The organism is Paenibacillus sp. FSL R10-2734 (assembly GCF_037963865.1).
Taxonomy (GTDB): Bacteria; Bacillota; Bacilli; order Paenibacillales; family Paenibacillaceae; genus Paenibacillus_AQ.
Genome location: NZ_CP150170.1, coordinates 5,479,362 through 5,497,262, shown reverse-complemented (window position 1 = coordinate 5,497,262; position 17,901 = coordinate 5,479,362). Strand labels below are relative to the sequence as shown.

The following is a 17,901-nucleotide window of genomic DNA, read 5'->3' as shown; positions in this document are numbered from 1 at the left end:
TTCGGCGCGTGTTGTTGTTTAAGAAGGCTTATAATCGGTTGATGTTTATATAGGGAGAACTGTCCACTTCTTGATGAAACTCTTAATCTAACTTACACTGGTGAAAGTACAATCACCCGAATGTATCTTCATCCAGCGATCCTCCCAGAATATTTTCACCACACAGATGCTTCATTTCACCAGAATATAGTTCATACCCTTGAGCTTAATAGGAGGACGATACAATGATGAAAGCAATCAAAACGGACTGGAAAGCAAATCTAAAAAATCCACAAACGATTATGGCGTTGTTTACTTATCGTTTCGGAAATTGGGTGTATTATCGGGTGAAAAGTGGCCTGATCCGCAAACCTTTGTGGCTCCTATATCGAATTTTGGATGTGCTGTTTGTCCGAATTGTTGCAAATGGAGAGCTTCACGCTCAGGCTCAAATTGGTGATGCGCTTCATTTACCACATGGGTTAAATGGAATTGTCATTAGTCCAAAAGCGGTGCTTGGAAGCCATGCTACTATTTTTCATCAAGTGACTATTGGCGGGAGAAATAATTTAGGAGAGCCAGTGATTGGAGACAGAGCTTTTATTGGAGTAGGCTCCAAAATTCTTGGACCGGTTGTCATTGGTAACGATGTTAATATCGGGGCCATGTCTGTAGTGGTAAAGGATGTGCCGGATAATGCTTCGGCAGTGGGGATTCCTGCTAGAAATATTTTGCGAGATGAACCCAAACCTAAGAATACAAGATAACGGCGGGATGTTCTAGTACATAGCGTATCGCTTTATTTTAATAAGTTACAGGGTATAATTAAAGAATCCAAGTAATCTTGTAATAACCTTCTAGAGATTGGAGTAATGAAATGAAATATAGCAATTTAGAAGAGTGTGTTAATGATTTAGAGAAGCATGGACATTTGGTTCGTATTCATGAAGAAGTGGACCCTTATCTGGAGATGGCCGCGATTCACTTGAAGGTTTATGAAGCCGGTGGACCCGCATTATTATTTGAAAATGTAAAAGGCTCGAAATTTCGTGCCGTATCTAACCTTTTTGGAACCATAGAGCGCAGTAAGTTTATCTTTCGACGTACTTGGAACTCCACACATAATGTAATTGCACTTCGAAATGAACCTGTAAAAGCACTCAAAAACCCTTTTAAATATGTAGGCACAGGATTATCCGCGAGAAAAGCATTACCTATCAAAAAGCCAGGGGGTCTGCCAAGTGGTTTTGAGGAAATTAGTATTTCTGATCTTCCGCTGATCACACATTGGCCAGAGGATGGTGGCGCTTTTGTTACATTGCCGCAAGTGTATTCCGAAGATCCAGACAAGCCAGGCATTATGAATTCTAATCTGGGGATGTACCGTGTTCAATTGAATGGCAATGATTATGAACTCAATAAAGAGGTTGGCATTCATTATCAAATTCACCGCGGTATCGGCGTGCATCAAGAAAGAGCCAATCGAAAGGGAGAGCCGCTTAAAGTGAGCTGCTTTATCGGTGGGCCTCCAGCGCATACGTTATCGGCTGTTATGCCTTTGCCAGAGGGAATGAGTGAGATGATCGTTGCCGGTTTACTTTCTGGACGTCATTTCAGCTATAGCTATGTGGATGGATATTGTATCAGTAATGATGCAGACTTTGTGATCACAGGGGAAATTCATCCTGGTGAGACGAAGCCGGAAGGACCTTTTGGCGATCATTTAGGCTATTACAGCTTGGTGCATCCTTTTCCAGTTATGAAAGTACATAAAGTGTACGCTAAAAAGAATGCCATCTTTCCATTTACGGTTGTCGGCAGACCGCCACAAGAGGATACTGCTTTTGGTGAGTTAATTCACGAGTTGACGGGCGGAGCTATTCGCCAAGAAATCCCGGGTGTTAAAGAAGTTCACGCAGTCGATGCTGCGGGTGTTCATCCTCTTTTATTTGCCGTTGGTAGTGAACGTTATACACCTTATCAACAAGTGAAGCAGCCAGCGGAGATTCTTACGATTGCGAATCGGATATTAGGCACAGGTCAGCTTAGTTTAGCTAAATTCTTGTTTATTACAGCCGAAGAGAAACAACCTATCAGCACACATGATGTTGAGGATTTCTTGACGTATATTTTAGAGCGAATTAATCTTCGCAGAGATATTCATTTCTATACGAATACTACGATTGATACTCTTGATTATTCCGGTACAGGACTTAACAGCGGAAGTAAGGTGATTTTCGCTGCGGTTGGGGAGAAGAAAAGAGAGCTATGTACAGAGGTTCCTGACATACTTGAAGAACTACAGGGATTTGGACATGCAAAGATGGTGATGCCGGGTCTCGTGGCGCTTCAAGGCTCTAAATTCACTACTTACGCTGAAGCAGCGCAGGAAATGAACAAGCTTAGCGAAGCGATTCAAGTACAGGGAGCACTCCCATCTTGTCCGATGATTATTGTGTGTGATGATAGCGAGTTCTTAAGTGATAGAATTGAGAATTTCCTATGGGCGACGTTCACACGCAGCAATCCTTCTCATGATATATATGGCGTAAACAGTTCAACGGAGTATAAGCATTGGTCATGTGATAATGTGATTATTGATGCGCGTGTAAAACCTCATCAAGCGCCACCACTAATTCCGGATCCAACCGTTCAAAAGCATATCGAACGATTATTTGCTCCGGGTGGTAGCTTAAGCGGGGTTCGAATCTAGTTTGGGGTTGGAGATAAGGGTGGATTCAAGTATATGTCCACTTTGCACTGAGATCCCAGAAAATTAGGGAATTTCTCCCTGATTATCTGGGATTCTTGCTTTTTTACTGATAATTGGGGAAATCTTCCCTGATTTTTAACTAATTTGTTGGTAAATACAGATATTACCCTAATTATTAGGGAGGATTTCCCTGATTTCAGTCATTTAGAGTAATTATTTACGAAAATCAGGGAGGATTTCCCTGATTACTCTCAAGACCTTTCACGAGCACTCGGTTCACATTCCACAATGAACATGATATCCCCTCTCATTCATCCATACCTTCCCTAGAATAGAGAATCCTGAAAAAGTACAGTTTTTGACAAAGATATCCTCATCATTTGGTCCAAATACTGTAATGGCTTTTGCAGGAATATTCGCCGATTATTATCCCTGAGTAGCTAACCAATTCTTTTAGCACAAAGGTATCTATCTTCTTATGTGATTACTGTGAAGGATGCTGCTCCACCGATTTATAGGATTTACAAGACTAATTCCCCTATCATCGTCATATGAATCTATACAACGAATGATAGGGAGGATTATAATTATGGATTTGACGGATATCATCTCTAAGATTGTAGTAGTCATTCATGTAATAGCAGCCATAGTGGGAATTGGGCCAGCTTTTGTGCTGCCAATACTGACAAGCTCAGCGAAGACAGGTAGCCAGCTGCGTTTTGTTATTGGCATTATGAAGAAAATAAACAGATTCCCTAAGACGGGTGGAATCACCCTGATTGTGACAGGCATTTTGTTGATGATAATCGATAAAATGGGCTTGTCGGTGTTGTGGATAAATCTTTCGTTATTATTTTTTATCGTGATAGAAGTAATTATTATTGGAATGGTTGAGCCTAGAATGAAAAAGCTAACCCAGCTTGTATTGAGCAGCCAAGGTGAGGAAATCCCTGAAGGCTACGCTGCTGCTATGAACAAGATTGCTCCGCTTGAAGCGGCTGTTCATGTGCTTACTATCGTCATTATTATACTAATGGTAGTAAAGCCGGTATAAGATCGAAGCGTCGATTCTCAATGATCTCTTCATAATCGCGGATGAGTCCATCAAAAATGCTCTCCCACGAGCGGCCGAGTGCCAGCTGACGACCTTCGTATCCCATAGCAGCTAGCCTTTGGGGATGCTCCACACAGGCACAAATCTCACGAATAAGAGCATTCGGGGAACGAGGTGGGGCGATCATTCCGGTGCGGCCGGGTGTGACCAGATCCTTTACCCCACCTTCATTTACGGCAAGGATAGGTAGCCCCGAGGCCATAGCTTCAAGGACAACATTACCGAAGGTTTCTGTGCTGGAAGGGAAGACGAATAGATCAGCTGAGGCATACAATTGGGCAAGCTCTTCACCGTGCTTGTAGCCCGTAAACGTGACATTCTGCGGCGCTTGCGCCCGCATCTCTGATAGAAGTGGACCGTCTCCAACGATGAGCCAATGTACCTGAGATTGCATAGACTCGGGCAATTGCTGCATGGCGAGTGCAAGGGTATTTATATCTTTTTCAGGAGCGATTCTTCCTACATATAGAAGCAGTAAAGGAGCTGTAATTCCGTAGCGCTCTCGGACCTGATGGCTGCGTTTTTTTGGGGTATATAGTTGGCAGTCGATGCCTCTTGACCAAAGCTTCAGCTGATGAAAGCCTTGAGCTTGGAGTGAATTGAGTGTTTCGTAGGATGGCGCAAAGGTAGCATCACAAGACCGATGGAACCACTTCATGTACTTCCAATAGAGCGGAACAATTTTTTTCATCCGGTAATATTTAAGATAGCGGTCAAAGTGGGTATGGTAGGATGCGACATGAGGTAGGCCAAGCTTTCGTGCATAGCGAAGGCCGCATAGTCCGATATTGAACGGAGTTGCCATATGCAGTAGATCAGGACGAAAAGCCTTCAGCTCTGACTGGATGGAGGACATATTCGGCAGTGCGAGTCTACATTCAGGGTATAAGAAGAAGGGAATGCTGGTAATGGGACGTATGGGATCGGCATAGCTGTCTTCAGGTGCAGACTTCGGCGAAAATAGCAGATGCTCGATACCTCGTCGGTTCAAATGGGTAGTTAAGCGCTGAAGCGTAAGTGAAACACCATTCGTTTGCGGAAGAAATGTGTCTGTAAATAATGCAAGACGCATAGAACCCCTCCCTGATACTCTTGATGTCTTGATCATAACAGTCCAATATTTCATGGAGATCAAACGGATGTTAAACAACATATAAAAAATCCACTGCACAAGGTAATGATGTGTGCAGTGGATTTTTTTGATTGTAATGAGATGCTTCTACACTTCTTGGTATATTCGCTCCAAAAAAGCGATGCTCTCTTTCAAATGCGCTTCAGGGGTGCTTTCCAGAATCCCTTGAATATGCGGACGCTCGTATTTCATATAACGAAGAATCGGCTCAAACTCAAGCCATCCCTGACCTACAGGGACAATCTTTATAGCTCCATCTTGCACGATAAAGTCTTTTAAATGAATGATAGCAATTCGATTTCCTAAGATCTCAAGAGCCTCCGAAACGATCTCTTTCTGCAGTAAGTAATTTGTAGGTGACATGAGGTTAGCGCAGTCTAATATGATTTGAAGATTGTTAGAAGGAATCTCATCCAGAAGTCGGCGAGTTAAGGCTGCGGTGTAAAGCGGGTGATGGAGTCCTGCTTCAATCCCAACCGTCACGCCAAAGCGTTCGGCTTCCGCAACCATGGCACTTACCGAAGTAATGACCTCTTGAAATGCCTCTTCCGTAAAATTATCTGGAGTGAAACCTTTCCCAACACTTCCTGTTTCTGTACCTACCAGATTAGCGCCGAAATCTCTAGCCAAGCGTAGATGAGTATTGAACTCGGCTAACGCTTGTGCCCGTTTCTGTGGATCGGCGTCTACAATATTTACATAACAACCAAGCACCGCAATCTGAATCCCAGCCTGTCTAAAGGCATTCCCATAATAACTGGCTGTTCCAGGGCTTATAGCTGTCAGACTCGGGGCGCTGTCAGGAAAAGATTTCTTAAGTGCAAACTGGATATGAGCGAAATTGTATGACTTAATCTTCTCAATTAACTCTTGCAATGGAGCTTGTGTGAAATCATGCGCTCGAACACCTAGATGAATGGGGATACTCATAAGATGTGATCGCTCCTCTTAGTAATGTTGTTTGTGTGGCGCTAATTTATCCCAGTCAAAGGTAACCCCAGTGCCTGTTACTTCAGGCGCAATAGCCATCCCATTGTCTTTGTTAATCACTAGAGGACGTGTGGTGTATTGATCGATAGGGAAGCTATGCATTTCCAGATAACCTGCATTTGGCATAGCGGCTAATAAACTAACATGTAATTCCTGCATCCCATGCGTGGAGACGGAAAGGTTATACGCTTGTGTTAAGTGAGCTACCTTTAACCAGCCCGTAATCCCACCTATGTTGGAGGCATCGGGTTGAGGGAAATCAACATGACCATATTGCAGCATGTGATGGAATTCGGTTAATGTCCGCAGGTTCTCTCCACCAGCAACGGCCATTCCTGTTTCTTCGGCAATCCGTGCATAGCCGGCATAATCCTCAGGAATCGTTGGTTCTTCTAAGAAGAGAATGTCGTATTTCAAAAATTCACGAGCAGCTTTTATCGCTTTTTCCACACTCCAGCTCATATTGGCATCGACCATAAATGCCACATCTGGACCGATCAATTGACGTACCGCAGCCACTCGTTCCACATCTTCAGCTAATGTTTTTTGGCCTAGTTTAATTTTGACAGCCTGGAGGCCCATATCTAAGTATCTTTGATTGTTGAGCAGTAGCTTTTCTAATGGGAAATTCAAATCAATCGCGCCACCATAACATTTGACTTCATTACTTGCGCCACCCAGAAGTTTGTAGAGAGGTTCATCTGCTTTTTTCGCACGCAAATCCCATAAAGCAATATCACAAGCCGCAATAGCAAAGCTAGCCAAACCACCCCGTGCAACATAATGAATACCCCAGTTCATCTGCTCCCAGATACTTTCTACACAACTGGCGTCCTTGCCAATTAAAATATGTGTTAACTCATTAGCAATTAGCGAGCAGATCGCTTTGCCACCAAAACCGCCAGTATAGGTATAACCTACACCTTCACGGCCGTCATCCGTTTTGATTTTGACAATGGGAACTTCGAAGTGAGTATGCAGACCGTGTTTAGCGTCCTCCATGATTTCTGGCAAAGGGATACGATAGTACTCCGTAGTAACTTCTTTAATTATAGACATCTGTGATCACTCCTTGTAATAGTGGTTGTAGGTTTGATATCGGTAAGGCTGTGGATTGACTAATAGCCTGAACCACAAGTCTAGCGATTTGCTGAGCGCCTTCATCACAAAAATGAGTATCATCCGCAACTCCATTGGGGTAATTGGAATGTATTTTTTCAGGCAAATGCATAAATAATTTCTTTGATTCTTCTTTGCCTAATGAACGATAGAGCTCTTGCGAAGCTGTAAAAATATCAAGTAGGGGAGTTTGTGTTTCTTCAGCTACTTGTCTCATAGCCTCGGGATAAGCACCTACAGCAAGCGGGTCAAGCTGTCCATCTGAAGTGTAGCGGCGGCGACTCACTGACGTTAGCAAAACCGGAGTACCCCCTAGCTTCCGAGCGGCTTCTATATATTGAAGTAGATTGTGTCGATATTCAGTGTCGGGATCAGTGTAACGTAAAGGGTCTTCTTTCTTCTCATCGTTGTGCCCAAATTGAATAAACAGGTAGTCACCTGCTTTGAAGTCTTTAAGGATGGCATCCAGGCGGCCGTCTGTTATAAATGATTTGGTGCTTCGCCCATTCATTGCACGATTCTCAATTCGAACAGAAGCTCCAAAATAACTTTGCAGGTATTCTCCCCAGCCAGTCATAGGTTTTTCTCCAGCACCTTTGATAGCTGCAGTGGAGTCGCCCGCAATAAATAGTGTTTGTGTTATAAGTTCTTTTCTTTTAACGTAATGATGCTTACTTAGCCATTTCTCAGAAATGGAAAGCCATTGCTGGCAATGCGGATTGTCCATAGAAAGTCCGAGTCCATGTCGACCTTCTTCAAAGACATGCAGCTCGAAAGGAATCCCTTGCTTCGATAGTGCCGTTGAGAACAACAGACTGTTCTCAACGGGAACACTGGCATCATTTGCTGTGGTCCAAATAAAGGTCGGAGGCATCTGCGAAGTCACTTGGGTTTCTGATGAATAGCCGTGAAGCTCCACTTGTGTTGGGTGGTCTCCTAGAAAATGAAGTCGGCTCCCCTTGTGAGCATAAGGCTCTTGGAAAGTGATTACAGGGTATCCTAGCAGTAGAATATTCGGCTTCTCTGGCCGCGTGGTAGTATAGATGGAAGCTAAGTGTCCTCCAGCGGAGAATCCAATCATCCCTACTTGTTCCGAGATCACATTCCAATCTTTTGGTGCTTCCCTGATCCATTTAAGAGCTTCCTCAACATCATTTAACAAAGAAGTGACGTTGAAACTGCCGACCTGATAATCCAGTACGCCTGCATGAATACCTAAAGTGTTTAGCCATTTCGCTACCGGTGCTCCTTCATGCTGTGCCAAGAGAGTATAACCTCCACCAGGCAATACCAATATGAAGGGACGAGGCTGATCCGTCTCAAGTGGGTAGAGGGTGAGTAGTGGGGTCTCCAGTGTAAGCTCATTTTGTTCCGTGTTCTTCTGACTTAGGCGAATGTTTAACATCGAGTTCAATTACCTCCCTAAAAGATTATATGCACACGTTAACATATTTTCGAAAAAAAAGAGAGACTCTTTTTTTTTTTCTGAATCACCGAGAACAGCATTGCATGCTTACTTTACATGGATTCATCGAAGGTTGATTTCAGTTTAGTGCCAGTATTATGATCCCGGTATTGTCCAGGTGTCATGCCTTCCTGCTTACGGAAAGAGCGAATAAAGTTCTGAGAGTTGTTATATCTTAATTTGGCTGCAATATCTTTAATGGGCATATCGGTTTCTTTCAGCCATTTTTTCGCCATTTTAAATCGGTACATCGTTAAGTATTCACTGAAATAGTATTGGGTCTCCTTACGGAATACACTGCTGATATAGTTGGCATTGTAATGCAGACGAGAAGCACATTCTTCTAAAGTAAGATCTGTATCATAATCATGCTGAATCAGATCGATGATCTTCTCAGAGATATTGTGATATTGAGCATTCTGTCTGCTATTAAAAATCTTGATCATCGGATAAATGACCATACTCCAGAACCAATCCTCAATCTCCGCCACAGTATGCAGATCATGTAATTCCTCAAATATGGAACCGTTGGCATGATAAATTTGAGTTAAGCTAATGCCTGATTCTTGCATCATAATGAGCAAATTATTGAGTAGACGGGTCAGTGGGATCTGATATTCCTGCGGTGAAAGCTCTTGGGCAAAGATGGATTTAAAGAGCAAATGAACAAGCTCCTTTGCTTTATCCGTTTCTGCCAATTTGATAGCGTCCATTAAATCATTTTCTTTATGTGTAGGATAGTTCAAGTTCAGATAATGCTTGCCTGAGTTAATATTTTCGTACTGGATAATGACGCCTTTGCCAAGCTTAATCCGATGCTTCAGTGCTTCAAGGCCCTCTCTGTAGGCGATGGATAGCTTGTCGAAAGAGCTGAAGGGAAGGCTCAGTCCTATGCTCACCTGTAGCTTTAGGTAATTATTTACTTCCTGTTGCAGCTTCTCTGTTAACGAATATAATGTTTTGCGAAAAGACTCGGTATCACTGTCCGGACTCCCCAATAATACAACCACCGCATGGTCCATCATTACAGGAGCAAGTCGTTGTTCAGGGTAGACTAACTCTTCAATCATATTGTGGGCAGCGAATAACAAGAGATTAACATCTGTTTTCTCATAGCTGGAATCTTCGGCAAAATCGATAGACAACGTAATCACAGCCATCGTCTTCCATTCTTCAAGCTGTTTATGGTAGCCGAATTGTTCCAGCTCTTCAAGCAAATCACGCTTCTTAACGTTGCCGTGGAAGGCATTGATTAAGAAGAAGGTACGCACCTGCTGAATGTGCTGACGGACTTCTTTTTCCAGCTGTGATTTGGATTGGAATAAAGAATGAACTTGCTCACCAATAATCTGAAATTCATTCGTGTGTCTGGATTTAATATCTGCTTTACGTTGGCCCATCTGATTGAGTAGTCTTTCAATGGGCGTGTACATACGTCTAGATCCGATCCATGCCAAGAGAATAGACAGCAGAAGCATAAAGGTACACACGATAATCGTAAACAGACCAATTTTTTTGGATTCTTTGGTCAAGCTTTCCATGGATGTGACCGAAAGATAGACCCAGCCATTCATCTGAGATCGCTTGTAAGTCACAGAGTAATCTTTCTTGTGGATGACGGTCTTGAACTGACCTGAAAGCTTGGAGAGATCAGAAATGAATGCGACATCTGTAAATCCGCCTTCTCTCATAGGCTTTCCGATTAAGTTGCGGTCCGGATGGAGCAGGAATCGGCCCTCTTTATCCAGCACGATAATATCGTCGAGTGGCTGTACATCAGAGTTAATGAAATCCTGAAGACTGCACACAGGAATATTAGCTAAGGCAATCGCGTATTTTTGAAGCTTATTGGTCGGGAGCTTCTTGATAAGACTAATGCTGTAGTTACAGCCAGTGACGTTAATGCTTTCCTCGCTATAAAATAAGGAGGATGGGTTCAAGATCCACGAGGTATCTTCGGCAACATTCATTAGGTTGGTGAGCTGCGCATGGTTCTTGTATTCATCCAAGCGATAGACTCCTGAATTTTTGATCATCCAATTTTGCTGTTGATTTAGTAAGATGACATCCTCCAGTTTCGTATCAAAGGACTGCATATTGCGAATTTCATTTCTTAAATCGTTGTATAAAATGAAATCGGTTTCATTTAATGGGTTGTTTAGTGCTTTTTTTAATACACTGGAGTTGATCACTTGGTTTAATGTTTGATTGACAGTTGTTAACTTATGTTCTACATTTGAGGTGATTTGCAAGATAAGTTCCATTTTGCTGTTATTAACATTCTTTTGTATTTCTTTTGACGATGTGAAGTATGAAAAAGAACCGATGAATAACACAGGCAGCATGCTAATCACAAAGGCAAACATCGTTAGCTTACTTAGAAAGCTTAATGGTTTCACGGGACTCAGCACCTTTACTTATGTAGAAGTAGACACTTGTTCTAAGTGTATGAAACCTGGTGGGAAATAACAATAATCATCTTGTTCTGCGATAATCATTAGCTCTAATTATGCCTACAAAATGTAAAATCTTCAAGCTGTAGGGTGAAAATCCTTATAATATCTAGGAGGCCACAGAAATGTTTAGAGTATCTAAGGGTAGAAGGGTAACGTTGTATTTCTGCTTATTTACTATGCTCGTTTTCTCTTTTTTAAGCGCTTGCAACAATGTGGAATCTGCCGACTCCGGCCCAGATGTGTCTCATCCGAGCATCTCAATTTTGGCGCCCCTTCATTTTCCGCAGCAGCCTTCCAAAGAAATTATGGCTGAGATCGAAAGATTGACAGGTGTAAAGCTCGATATAAGTTGGGTTCCAGAGGGAGTCTATACGGATAAGATGAATACGGCCTTGACGACCAACTCCCTCGGAAAGGTCACATTTGTAAAGTTCTCAGACTATAATCTGGTGAAAAATGCAATTCGTTCGGATGCCTTTTGGGAGATCGGTCCGTATCTTCAGGAGTTCTCCAATCTTAAACATCTGGATCCCGCTATTCTTAAGCAAACTTCTGTAGATAGTAAAATCTATGGCCTATATACGGAACGTCCTTCTTCCAGACAGGGGGTCATTATACGCAAGGATTGGCTCGACAATCTTCATTTAAATAATCCGCAAACACTGGATGAACTTTATGAGGTAATGAGACAATTTACATATCACGATCCTGACCAGAATGGTAAACAAGATACCTTCGGATTAGTCGACCGTAATGATCTCGTGTATGGAGTATTTAAGACGTTAAGTTCGTATTTTGGCACACCAAATAATTGGAAACTAGAGAACCATCAATTTGTTCCTGAATTCGTGACCCCACAGTATATGAACACTATGAACTTCATGAAGAAATTATATGATGAGAAAATTATAAATCAGGATTTTGCCCTAACGAGCAAAGAAGTACAGCGCGATAAGTTCATAAATGGCATTGCTGGTGTATTTATTGGCAGTATGACAGATGTGAAGCGGCTATCTATTGAAGCTCAGGATCTGAATCCAAAAGCAGAATTAACGTTAATCAATCGGATCGAAGGACCTGATGGGTATAAAGTGTGGTCGATACCCAATTATAACGGACTGTATCTCTTCTCCAAAAAAGCGATTGCGACGGAGCTTGAGCTCCGGCAGGTGCTCGAATTCTTTAATCGAACAATGGACAAAGATGTAGCGAATATAATGATGTACGGGTTTGAGGGCCGTCATTATAAGCTTGAGGGTGGAAAGGTCATTCTTCCCGAGGAGACCTCAGAACTGCGGGTGCAGGAAGTAAATCCCTTATATTCTTTGATGATTGCAGATATTAGTAATAAGAACATTATGGAAGTGGCCCAGAAGGAGAAATTGACCTCACTTGCGGATCAGCTGAGTAAAGATAATGAATCCTTTCTGGTCGACGATCCGACCGTGTCTCTGAGCTCTTCGACTTTTGATGAGAAGAATGTAGAATTGTCTACCATCATTGTGGACGCTACGTACAATTACATATTAGGCAAAATAACCGCTGAGGGATTCCAGAAGGAAGTTGAGAAATGGAGAGCTAGCGGAGGAGATCTGATTATTAAGGAATATGGTGAGGCTGAGCTTGGGATAGAGAAGTAAATAGGTTAGTTATTCATTGATCCACTGCGGTAGACGCGGTGGATTTTTTTTTGCTGCCCAGAGTTAACGGAGAAGAAACCATTTGGGTGAGAAGTAATGAAGGGAAAGTTTGGAACTGTAGGAGCGATAGCGACCGCCTTTGTCTCGGGATTTACCCTTTGAGGTAATTCGAAAAATCTGGAGACAACAGCGGCCGGAAGTCCAAACATTTCCCGTAGTTACGCCCGACACCCCAAATAAAGAATCTCAAGTTATCATCATAATCATTTGCTCAGATCCCTTTAAGAACGGGGCTTTATGGGGAAATGATTGTTTTCGTAACCTTGCCGAACATGTAACGTGGAACTCGTAACCAATACAAATTATGGAGGTCAAGATGTTATGAAGAAGAAGTCCTTCACCATGTTGTTAACGGCACTATTAACATTCAGTACATTATTAGCTGGATGCGGTGGTAATAACAACAATCAAGCAAGTTCTGCAGGTGGTGAGAGCACCACGAAGCCGGTAGAAACAGAGAAAGCAAAAGAAGAAGTGAAAGTAGAAGGCCCGACAGAAATCAAGATTATGCTTCCATTGAATACATCAGAGACTCCTCCGGATACGATTAAGAATGAACTTGAAAAATTGACCAACACGAAGCTGACTTATCAATTTTTTCCGGCTGATACTTATGAGGAAAAACTGAATTCATCTTTTGCTACCGGTTCACTGCCGCAAGTAACCTATTTGAAGAATCAGACAACCTTCATTCAGATGAAAGAAGCGATAAAGGACGGACAATTCTGGGAAATCGGTACACTATTAAGCGAATTTCCGAATTTGAGCAAATTGAAACCAGAAATTCTGAATAACACGAAAGTAGATGGCAAGCTTTATACCCTATATATCGGGCGTCCACTTGCTCGTCAAGGGATCATTTACCGAAAAGACTGGGCAGATAAATTAGGGCTTGCTGCACCAGCTAATGTAGATGAATTATTTGAAATGGCTAAGGCCTTCACGGAACAAGATCCAGATGGTAATGGAAAGAAAGATACTACAGGTATTATTGACCGTAATGAGTTGACCTATGGAGCTTTCAAAACCGTCTCGTCTTGGTTCGGAACACCGAACACCTGGGGAGAGAAGGATGGTAAATTAGCACCTGAATTTACCTTCGATGAATATTTCGACACGATGGATTTCTTCAAAAAAGCTCGTGATGGCGGATACATTAATCAAGATTTCGCTGCCACCAGTAAAACGGATGCTGTAAATATGTTTAAGGCTGGAAAGGGTGGACTCTATATTGGGGGCTCCATGCAAGATATTGATTCCCTCAATAAAGATACTATTAAGAATAACCCTGCCGCTGTTTTGGACGCACATAGTATGGTTGCAAGTCCAGATGGAAAATATGCTCAATGGATGATTCCAGGCTATAACAACGTTGTCTTGTTCCCAAAATCTGCTGTGAAGGATGAGGCAGAACTCAAGAAGATTCTTACTTTCTTTGATCAAATGATGACCCCAGAAGTAGCTAATTTGATGTATTGGGGAATTGAAGGTACTCACTATACCGTTGAGGACGGTAAAGCGAAAGCTACAGATGACAAAGAATTGATTGAACGTGAAGTAAAGGGTTATAAGGACAGCGTTATCGGCGAAGCTGAAACCAATGGAATGTACGAGAACTATAATACGCTGCCAGGAAGAATTCATGCGGATCAATTGGTTCTTGAGAATGTCAAAGTTGGTGTAGCAGATCCAACAGCTGCTATGGATTCGTCTACCTATACAGAAAAAGGTGTAGAGCTTCAACAGATTATTACAGATGCAACCTACAAATATATTTATGGTCAGATCGACAAAGCTGGATTCGAGAAGGAAGTAGAGAACTGGAAGAGCCGTGGCGGAGAAAAGATTATTGAAGAATACAACGCTTTATACAAAAAATAGTAACCCGAACTGGAATAGTTAAGCGACAAATTGTAGCTGAAGAGGTTGTTGATCTTGTTTCAACAACCTTTTCTATTCCTCACTGGGTTCATAAATATCGTGTTTGAATAAAGAAGGAGAAAGGAAGAATATCATGCAGGAAGTCACCGCACAGACCAGCTCAGCTCCTCAATTGCAGCCTAAGCCTGAGATTTATAAAAGCAGCAGCGAACTGAAAAAGCGGCTGTGGAGAAATAAATGGCTCTACGTTATGCTAACACCGGGAGTACTGTATTTTCTGATTTTCAAATATCTTCCAATGTACGGATTGATTATCTCATTTCAAGATTATAAACCATATCAAGGGATCACCGGCAGTGACTGGGTAGGAATGAAACATTTCAGTAGGTTGTTCACAGAGCCGGATTTTTTAAATATATTAGTGAACACACTTGTCCTTTTTGGATTAAATATACTTATTTATTTTCCGATGCCGATTATTCTTGCCCTGATGTTAAATGAACTTCAAGGCACCTTTTTCAAAAGAACCTTTCAGACGATCTTCTATTTGCCCCATTTTTTGTCGTTGGTTATCATCGTCTCCATTTCTTATGTAATGGTCACTATGGATGGAGGGATTATCAACGAGCTGCTTGTCTATTTTGGATTCGAACCAATCAATTTCCTGCTGAATCCAGGATGGTTCAGGCCCATGTATATTATTCAGGTAATTTGGAGAGAAGCAGGCTGGGGAACGATTATTTATCTAGCTTCCATAGCTGCCATTGATCCAGGGCTTTACGAAGCATCGCGTATGGATGGAGCTGGACGGCTTAGACAAGTGTGGCATATCACTCTTCCAGCGATTAGAGGCGTAATTATTACTTTATTTATTCTGAAAATTGGTTCCGTTCTTGATCTTGGATTTGAACATGTATATCTGCTACTTAACTCCATGAATCGAGAAGTTGCGGAAATTATCGATACGTATGTTTATACTGCTGGTCTGAGACAGGGGCAGTTTAGTTACAGTACAGCCATTGGATTCTTCAAATCAATTGTCGGCTTTGTAATGGTTATATTGGTGAATAAATTATCCAAGAAAATGGGAGAAGAAGGCGTTTATTGATATCTTGTGGGAGGAATCGAAATGGTAGAAGATAAAACAATCAGTGGTAGAATCTTTTCTGCTATAAACTTTACGATACTTGCGATCATTGCTTTAATTACTGTGCTTCCCCTTGTTCACGTTGTAGCAGGCTCTTTCACAACGAGTGCAGAACTAGCTTCTAGTAAATTTGTACTGATTCCAAAGGTATGGAGTCTGGAAGCGTACAAGTTCATCTTTTCGACGAATACAATATTTAAAGCCATGGGTGTATCCATTGGTGTCACGGCAATTGGTTCTGTTATCAGTTTGTTTATAACTTCTTTGATGGCCTATGCTCTTACCAGAAGAGATCTGGATGGACGTAAAGTGGTTAACTTCATGGTTGTGTTCACCATGCTCTTTCATGGTGGGATGATTCCAACGTTCCTCGTGGTGAAGGAATTAGGACTAATTGACACCTATGCATCACTTATTCTACCATCAGCGATTAGTGCCTTTAACATGATCATTTTGAGAAATTTTTTCCAAAATATACCTGAAGGTCTGGAGGAATCAGCTAAAATTGATGGTTGTAACGACTTCGGAATATTATTTCGGATTGTATTGCCACTATCCTTACCTGCGTTAGCGACGATCGGATTATTTTATGCGGTTACGTATTGGAATACCTACATGAATGCGATCCTGTATTTGAATGATAGTGCGAAATGGCCAATACAGGTTCTGCTTAGACAAATTGTCGTCCTTGCCAGCGGTATGGATCACAGCGCTACACTGGATGCTGCTGTTCCACCGCCAGATCAATCCATTAAAATGGCTGTTATCGTTGTAGCTACCTTACCAATAGTTTGTGTATACCCGTTCCTGCAAAAGCATTTTGCCAAAGGAGCAATGTTGGGTTCTATGAAAGGCTAATAAGAGGGAGAGAGAATATTTTTTTGGAAGGAGCTTGGTGATGACTGTCAAGGTACCAACAACACCAATAGAGTGGGCAAAAAAGGCTTGCGATTCTTTAATGGATACGTACAGAGCGGGAGAGCTTCCTCCAGCGCATCGTTGGCATTACCATCAAGGTGTGTTTCTGTGCGGCATGGAGCTTTTATGGAATGTCTATCAAGAAGACCGCTATATCAACTATATTCAGGAATACGTGGATGGTTTGGTGGATGATTACGGTAACTTTTATTTTGCTCGCGATGAGCTGGATGCCGTTCAAGCAGGACAATTACTGTTTTGTCTTCATGAACGGACAGGTAAACTCAAGTATCGCATAGCTGCTGAGAAGCTGAGAAATTTACTGCTTACGTTAAACAAAACATCTGAGGGTGGTTATTGGCATAAGGATAAGTATGCTAACCAAATGTGGTTAGATGGACTTTATATGGCAGGAGTATTCTCCTTGAAATATGCCAATGTCTATGATGAACCAAGCTTGCGGGATACGGTCCTTCATCAGGAAATGTTAATGCGCAAGCATATGAAGGATGAGACAACCGGCTTGTTATATCATGCTTGGGACGAGAGCCGCCGGATGCCATGGTCGAACCCGGAGACAGGCTGTTCACCGGAATTCTGGAGTAGATCGCTGGGGTGGTATGGTCTCGCATTATCGCAATTTCTTGATTTATTGCCTACCCATGATCCAGCGCGAACAGGATTATCTTCTACTTTGCGTGAATTCGTAGATGCCCTTATTCGTTATCAAGATCCGGAGAGCGGACTTTGGTATCAGGTCGTGGATAAGGGGCATGAGCCGGATAATTGGCTGGAGACCTCAGGGTCATGTTTATTCGTCTACACGATTGCCAAAGCCGTGAAGCATGGCATTGTAAGTGACGAGGCTAAGGCTACGGCCGCGGCCAAACAAGGATATGAAGGATTAACTAAAGTCATTCAGTGGGATGAGCATAATCGATTAGTTCTACCGGACATTTGTATTGGTACTTCAGCCGGAGATTACGAGAGTTATGTGACAAGACCTAAAGTTAAAAATGATTTACATGGTGTGGGCGCATGGGTGATGGCTTGTGTTGAGATGCAAAGCTTAATCCAAAGATGATACGTTCGCATCTATACTAGACAATGACTTGATTCTCTGGGACTGAGAATCAAGTCCTATTATTTTGTGGGAGAAGGTAGTTTATGAATGGACTCATTCTAAAAATTAGAGGTTGACGTGTGAAAGAGCGGAGGGGTGGAGGGATTCTGGAGAAACGCCAGTGGTCGCCTTTAAAGCCCTATTTCAACCGATAATCTTTTTTA

At 42.2% G+C, this 17,901-nt stretch carries 13 protein-coding genes; 8 read left to right on the top strand and 5 right to left on the bottom strand.

Going from position 1 to position 17,901, the window contains the following annotated elements:
- The first annotated feature begins 224 nt into the window (after positions 1-224).
- The 3 genes from NSS67_RS24075 to NSS67_RS24065 all read left to right on the top strand — a co-directional run bounded on the left by NSS67_RS24075 (position 225) and on the right by NSS67_RS24065 (position 3,746).
- Positions 225-746 carry a serine acetyltransferase gene (locus NSS67_RS24075; protein WP_339316162.1) on the top strand — a complete coding sequence of 174 codons (522 nt, stop codon included), beginning with the start codon at positions 225-227 and terminating at the stop codon, positions 744-746.
- A 110-nt stretch (positions 747-856) separates the two neighbouring features.
- On the top strand, positions 857-2,692 hold the full coding sequence (locus NSS67_RS24070; protein WP_339316160.1) for a UbiD family decarboxylase: 1,836 nt from the start codon (positions 857-859) through the stop codon (positions 2,690-2,692).
- A 589-nt stretch (positions 2,693-3,281) separates the two neighbouring features.
- Positions 3,282-3,746, top strand: coding sequence for a DUF2269 family protein (locus tag NSS67_RS24065; RefSeq protein WP_339316158.1), 465 nt, complete (start codon positions 3,282-3,284; stop codon positions 3,744-3,746).
- On the opposite strand, the gene NSS67_RS24060 is transcribed toward NSS67_RS24065, so the two are convergent.
- From NSS67_RS24060 to NSS67_RS24040, 5 genes are all read right to left on the bottom strand, one after another.
- Positions 3,718-4,878, bottom strand: a complete 1,161-nt coding sequence (locus NSS67_RS24060) for a glycosyltransferase family 1 protein (RefSeq protein ID WP_339316157.1) — start codon at positions 4,876-4,878, stop codon at positions 3,718-3,720. The genes NSS67_RS24065 and NSS67_RS24060 overlap by 29 nt on opposite strands.
- A gap of 147 nt (positions 4,879-5,025) precedes the next feature.
- The gene (locus NSS67_RS24055; protein ID WP_339316155.1) at positions 5,026-5,868 is read right to left on the bottom strand and encodes a sugar phosphate isomerase/epimerase; all 843 of its coding nucleotides are present in this window, start codon (positions 5,866-5,868) and stop codon (positions 5,026-5,028) included.
- A gap of 18 nt (positions 5,869-5,886) precedes the next feature.
- Complete coding sequence (locus tag NSS67_RS24050; protein WP_339316154.1) at positions 5,887-6,987, bottom strand: mandelate racemase/muconate lactonizing enzyme family protein; 1,101 nt, start codon at positions 6,985-6,987, stop codon at positions 5,887-5,889.
- Positions 6,974-8,452, bottom strand: a complete 1,479-nt coding sequence (locus tag NSS67_RS24045; RefSeq protein ID WP_339316152.1) for a GDSL-type esterase/lipase family protein — start codon at positions 8,450-8,452, stop codon at positions 6,974-6,976. Before NSS67_RS24045 ends, NSS67_RS24050 begins: the two co-directional genes overlap by 14 nt.
- 113 nt (positions 8,453-8,565) lie before the next feature.
- Positions 8,566-10,911 carry a helix-turn-helix domain-containing protein gene (locus tag NSS67_RS24040; RefSeq protein WP_339316150.1) on the bottom strand — a complete coding sequence of 782 codons (2,346 nt, stop codon included), beginning with the start codon at positions 10,909-10,911 and terminating at the stop codon, positions 8,566-8,568.
- Between the two features lie 179 nt (positions 10,912-11,090).
- Between NSS67_RS24040 and NSS67_RS24035 the strand changes: the two genes are divergently transcribed.
- From NSS67_RS24035 to NSS67_RS24015, 5 genes are all read left to right on the top strand, one after another.
- Complete coding sequence (locus NSS67_RS24035) at positions 11,091-12,608, top strand: extracellular solute-binding protein (RefSeq protein WP_339316148.1); 1,518 nt, start codon at positions 11,091-11,093, stop codon at positions 12,606-12,608.
- 381 nt (positions 12,609-12,989) lie between these two features.
- Complete coding sequence (locus tag NSS67_RS24030; protein ID WP_339316146.1) at positions 12,990-14,549, top strand: extracellular solute-binding protein; 1,560 nt, start codon at positions 12,990-12,992, stop codon at positions 14,547-14,549.
- A 133-nt stretch (positions 14,550-14,682) separates the two neighbouring features.
- Positions 14,683-15,657, top strand: a complete 975-nt coding sequence (locus tag NSS67_RS24025; protein ID WP_339316144.1) for a sugar ABC transporter permease — start codon at positions 14,683-14,685, stop codon at positions 15,655-15,657.
- 21 nt (positions 15,658-15,678) lie between these two features.
- On the top strand, positions 15,679-16,554 hold the full coding sequence (locus tag NSS67_RS24020; protein ID WP_339316142.1) for a carbohydrate ABC transporter permease: 876 nt from the start codon (positions 15,679-15,681) through the stop codon (positions 16,552-16,554).
- 40 nt (positions 16,555-16,594) lie between these two features.
- Positions 16,595-17,698, top strand: coding sequence for a glycoside hydrolase family 88 protein (locus NSS67_RS24015; RefSeq protein ID WP_339316141.1), 1,104 nt, complete (start codon positions 16,595-16,597; stop codon positions 17,696-17,698).
- Positions 17,699-17,901 lie beyond the last annotated feature (203 nt).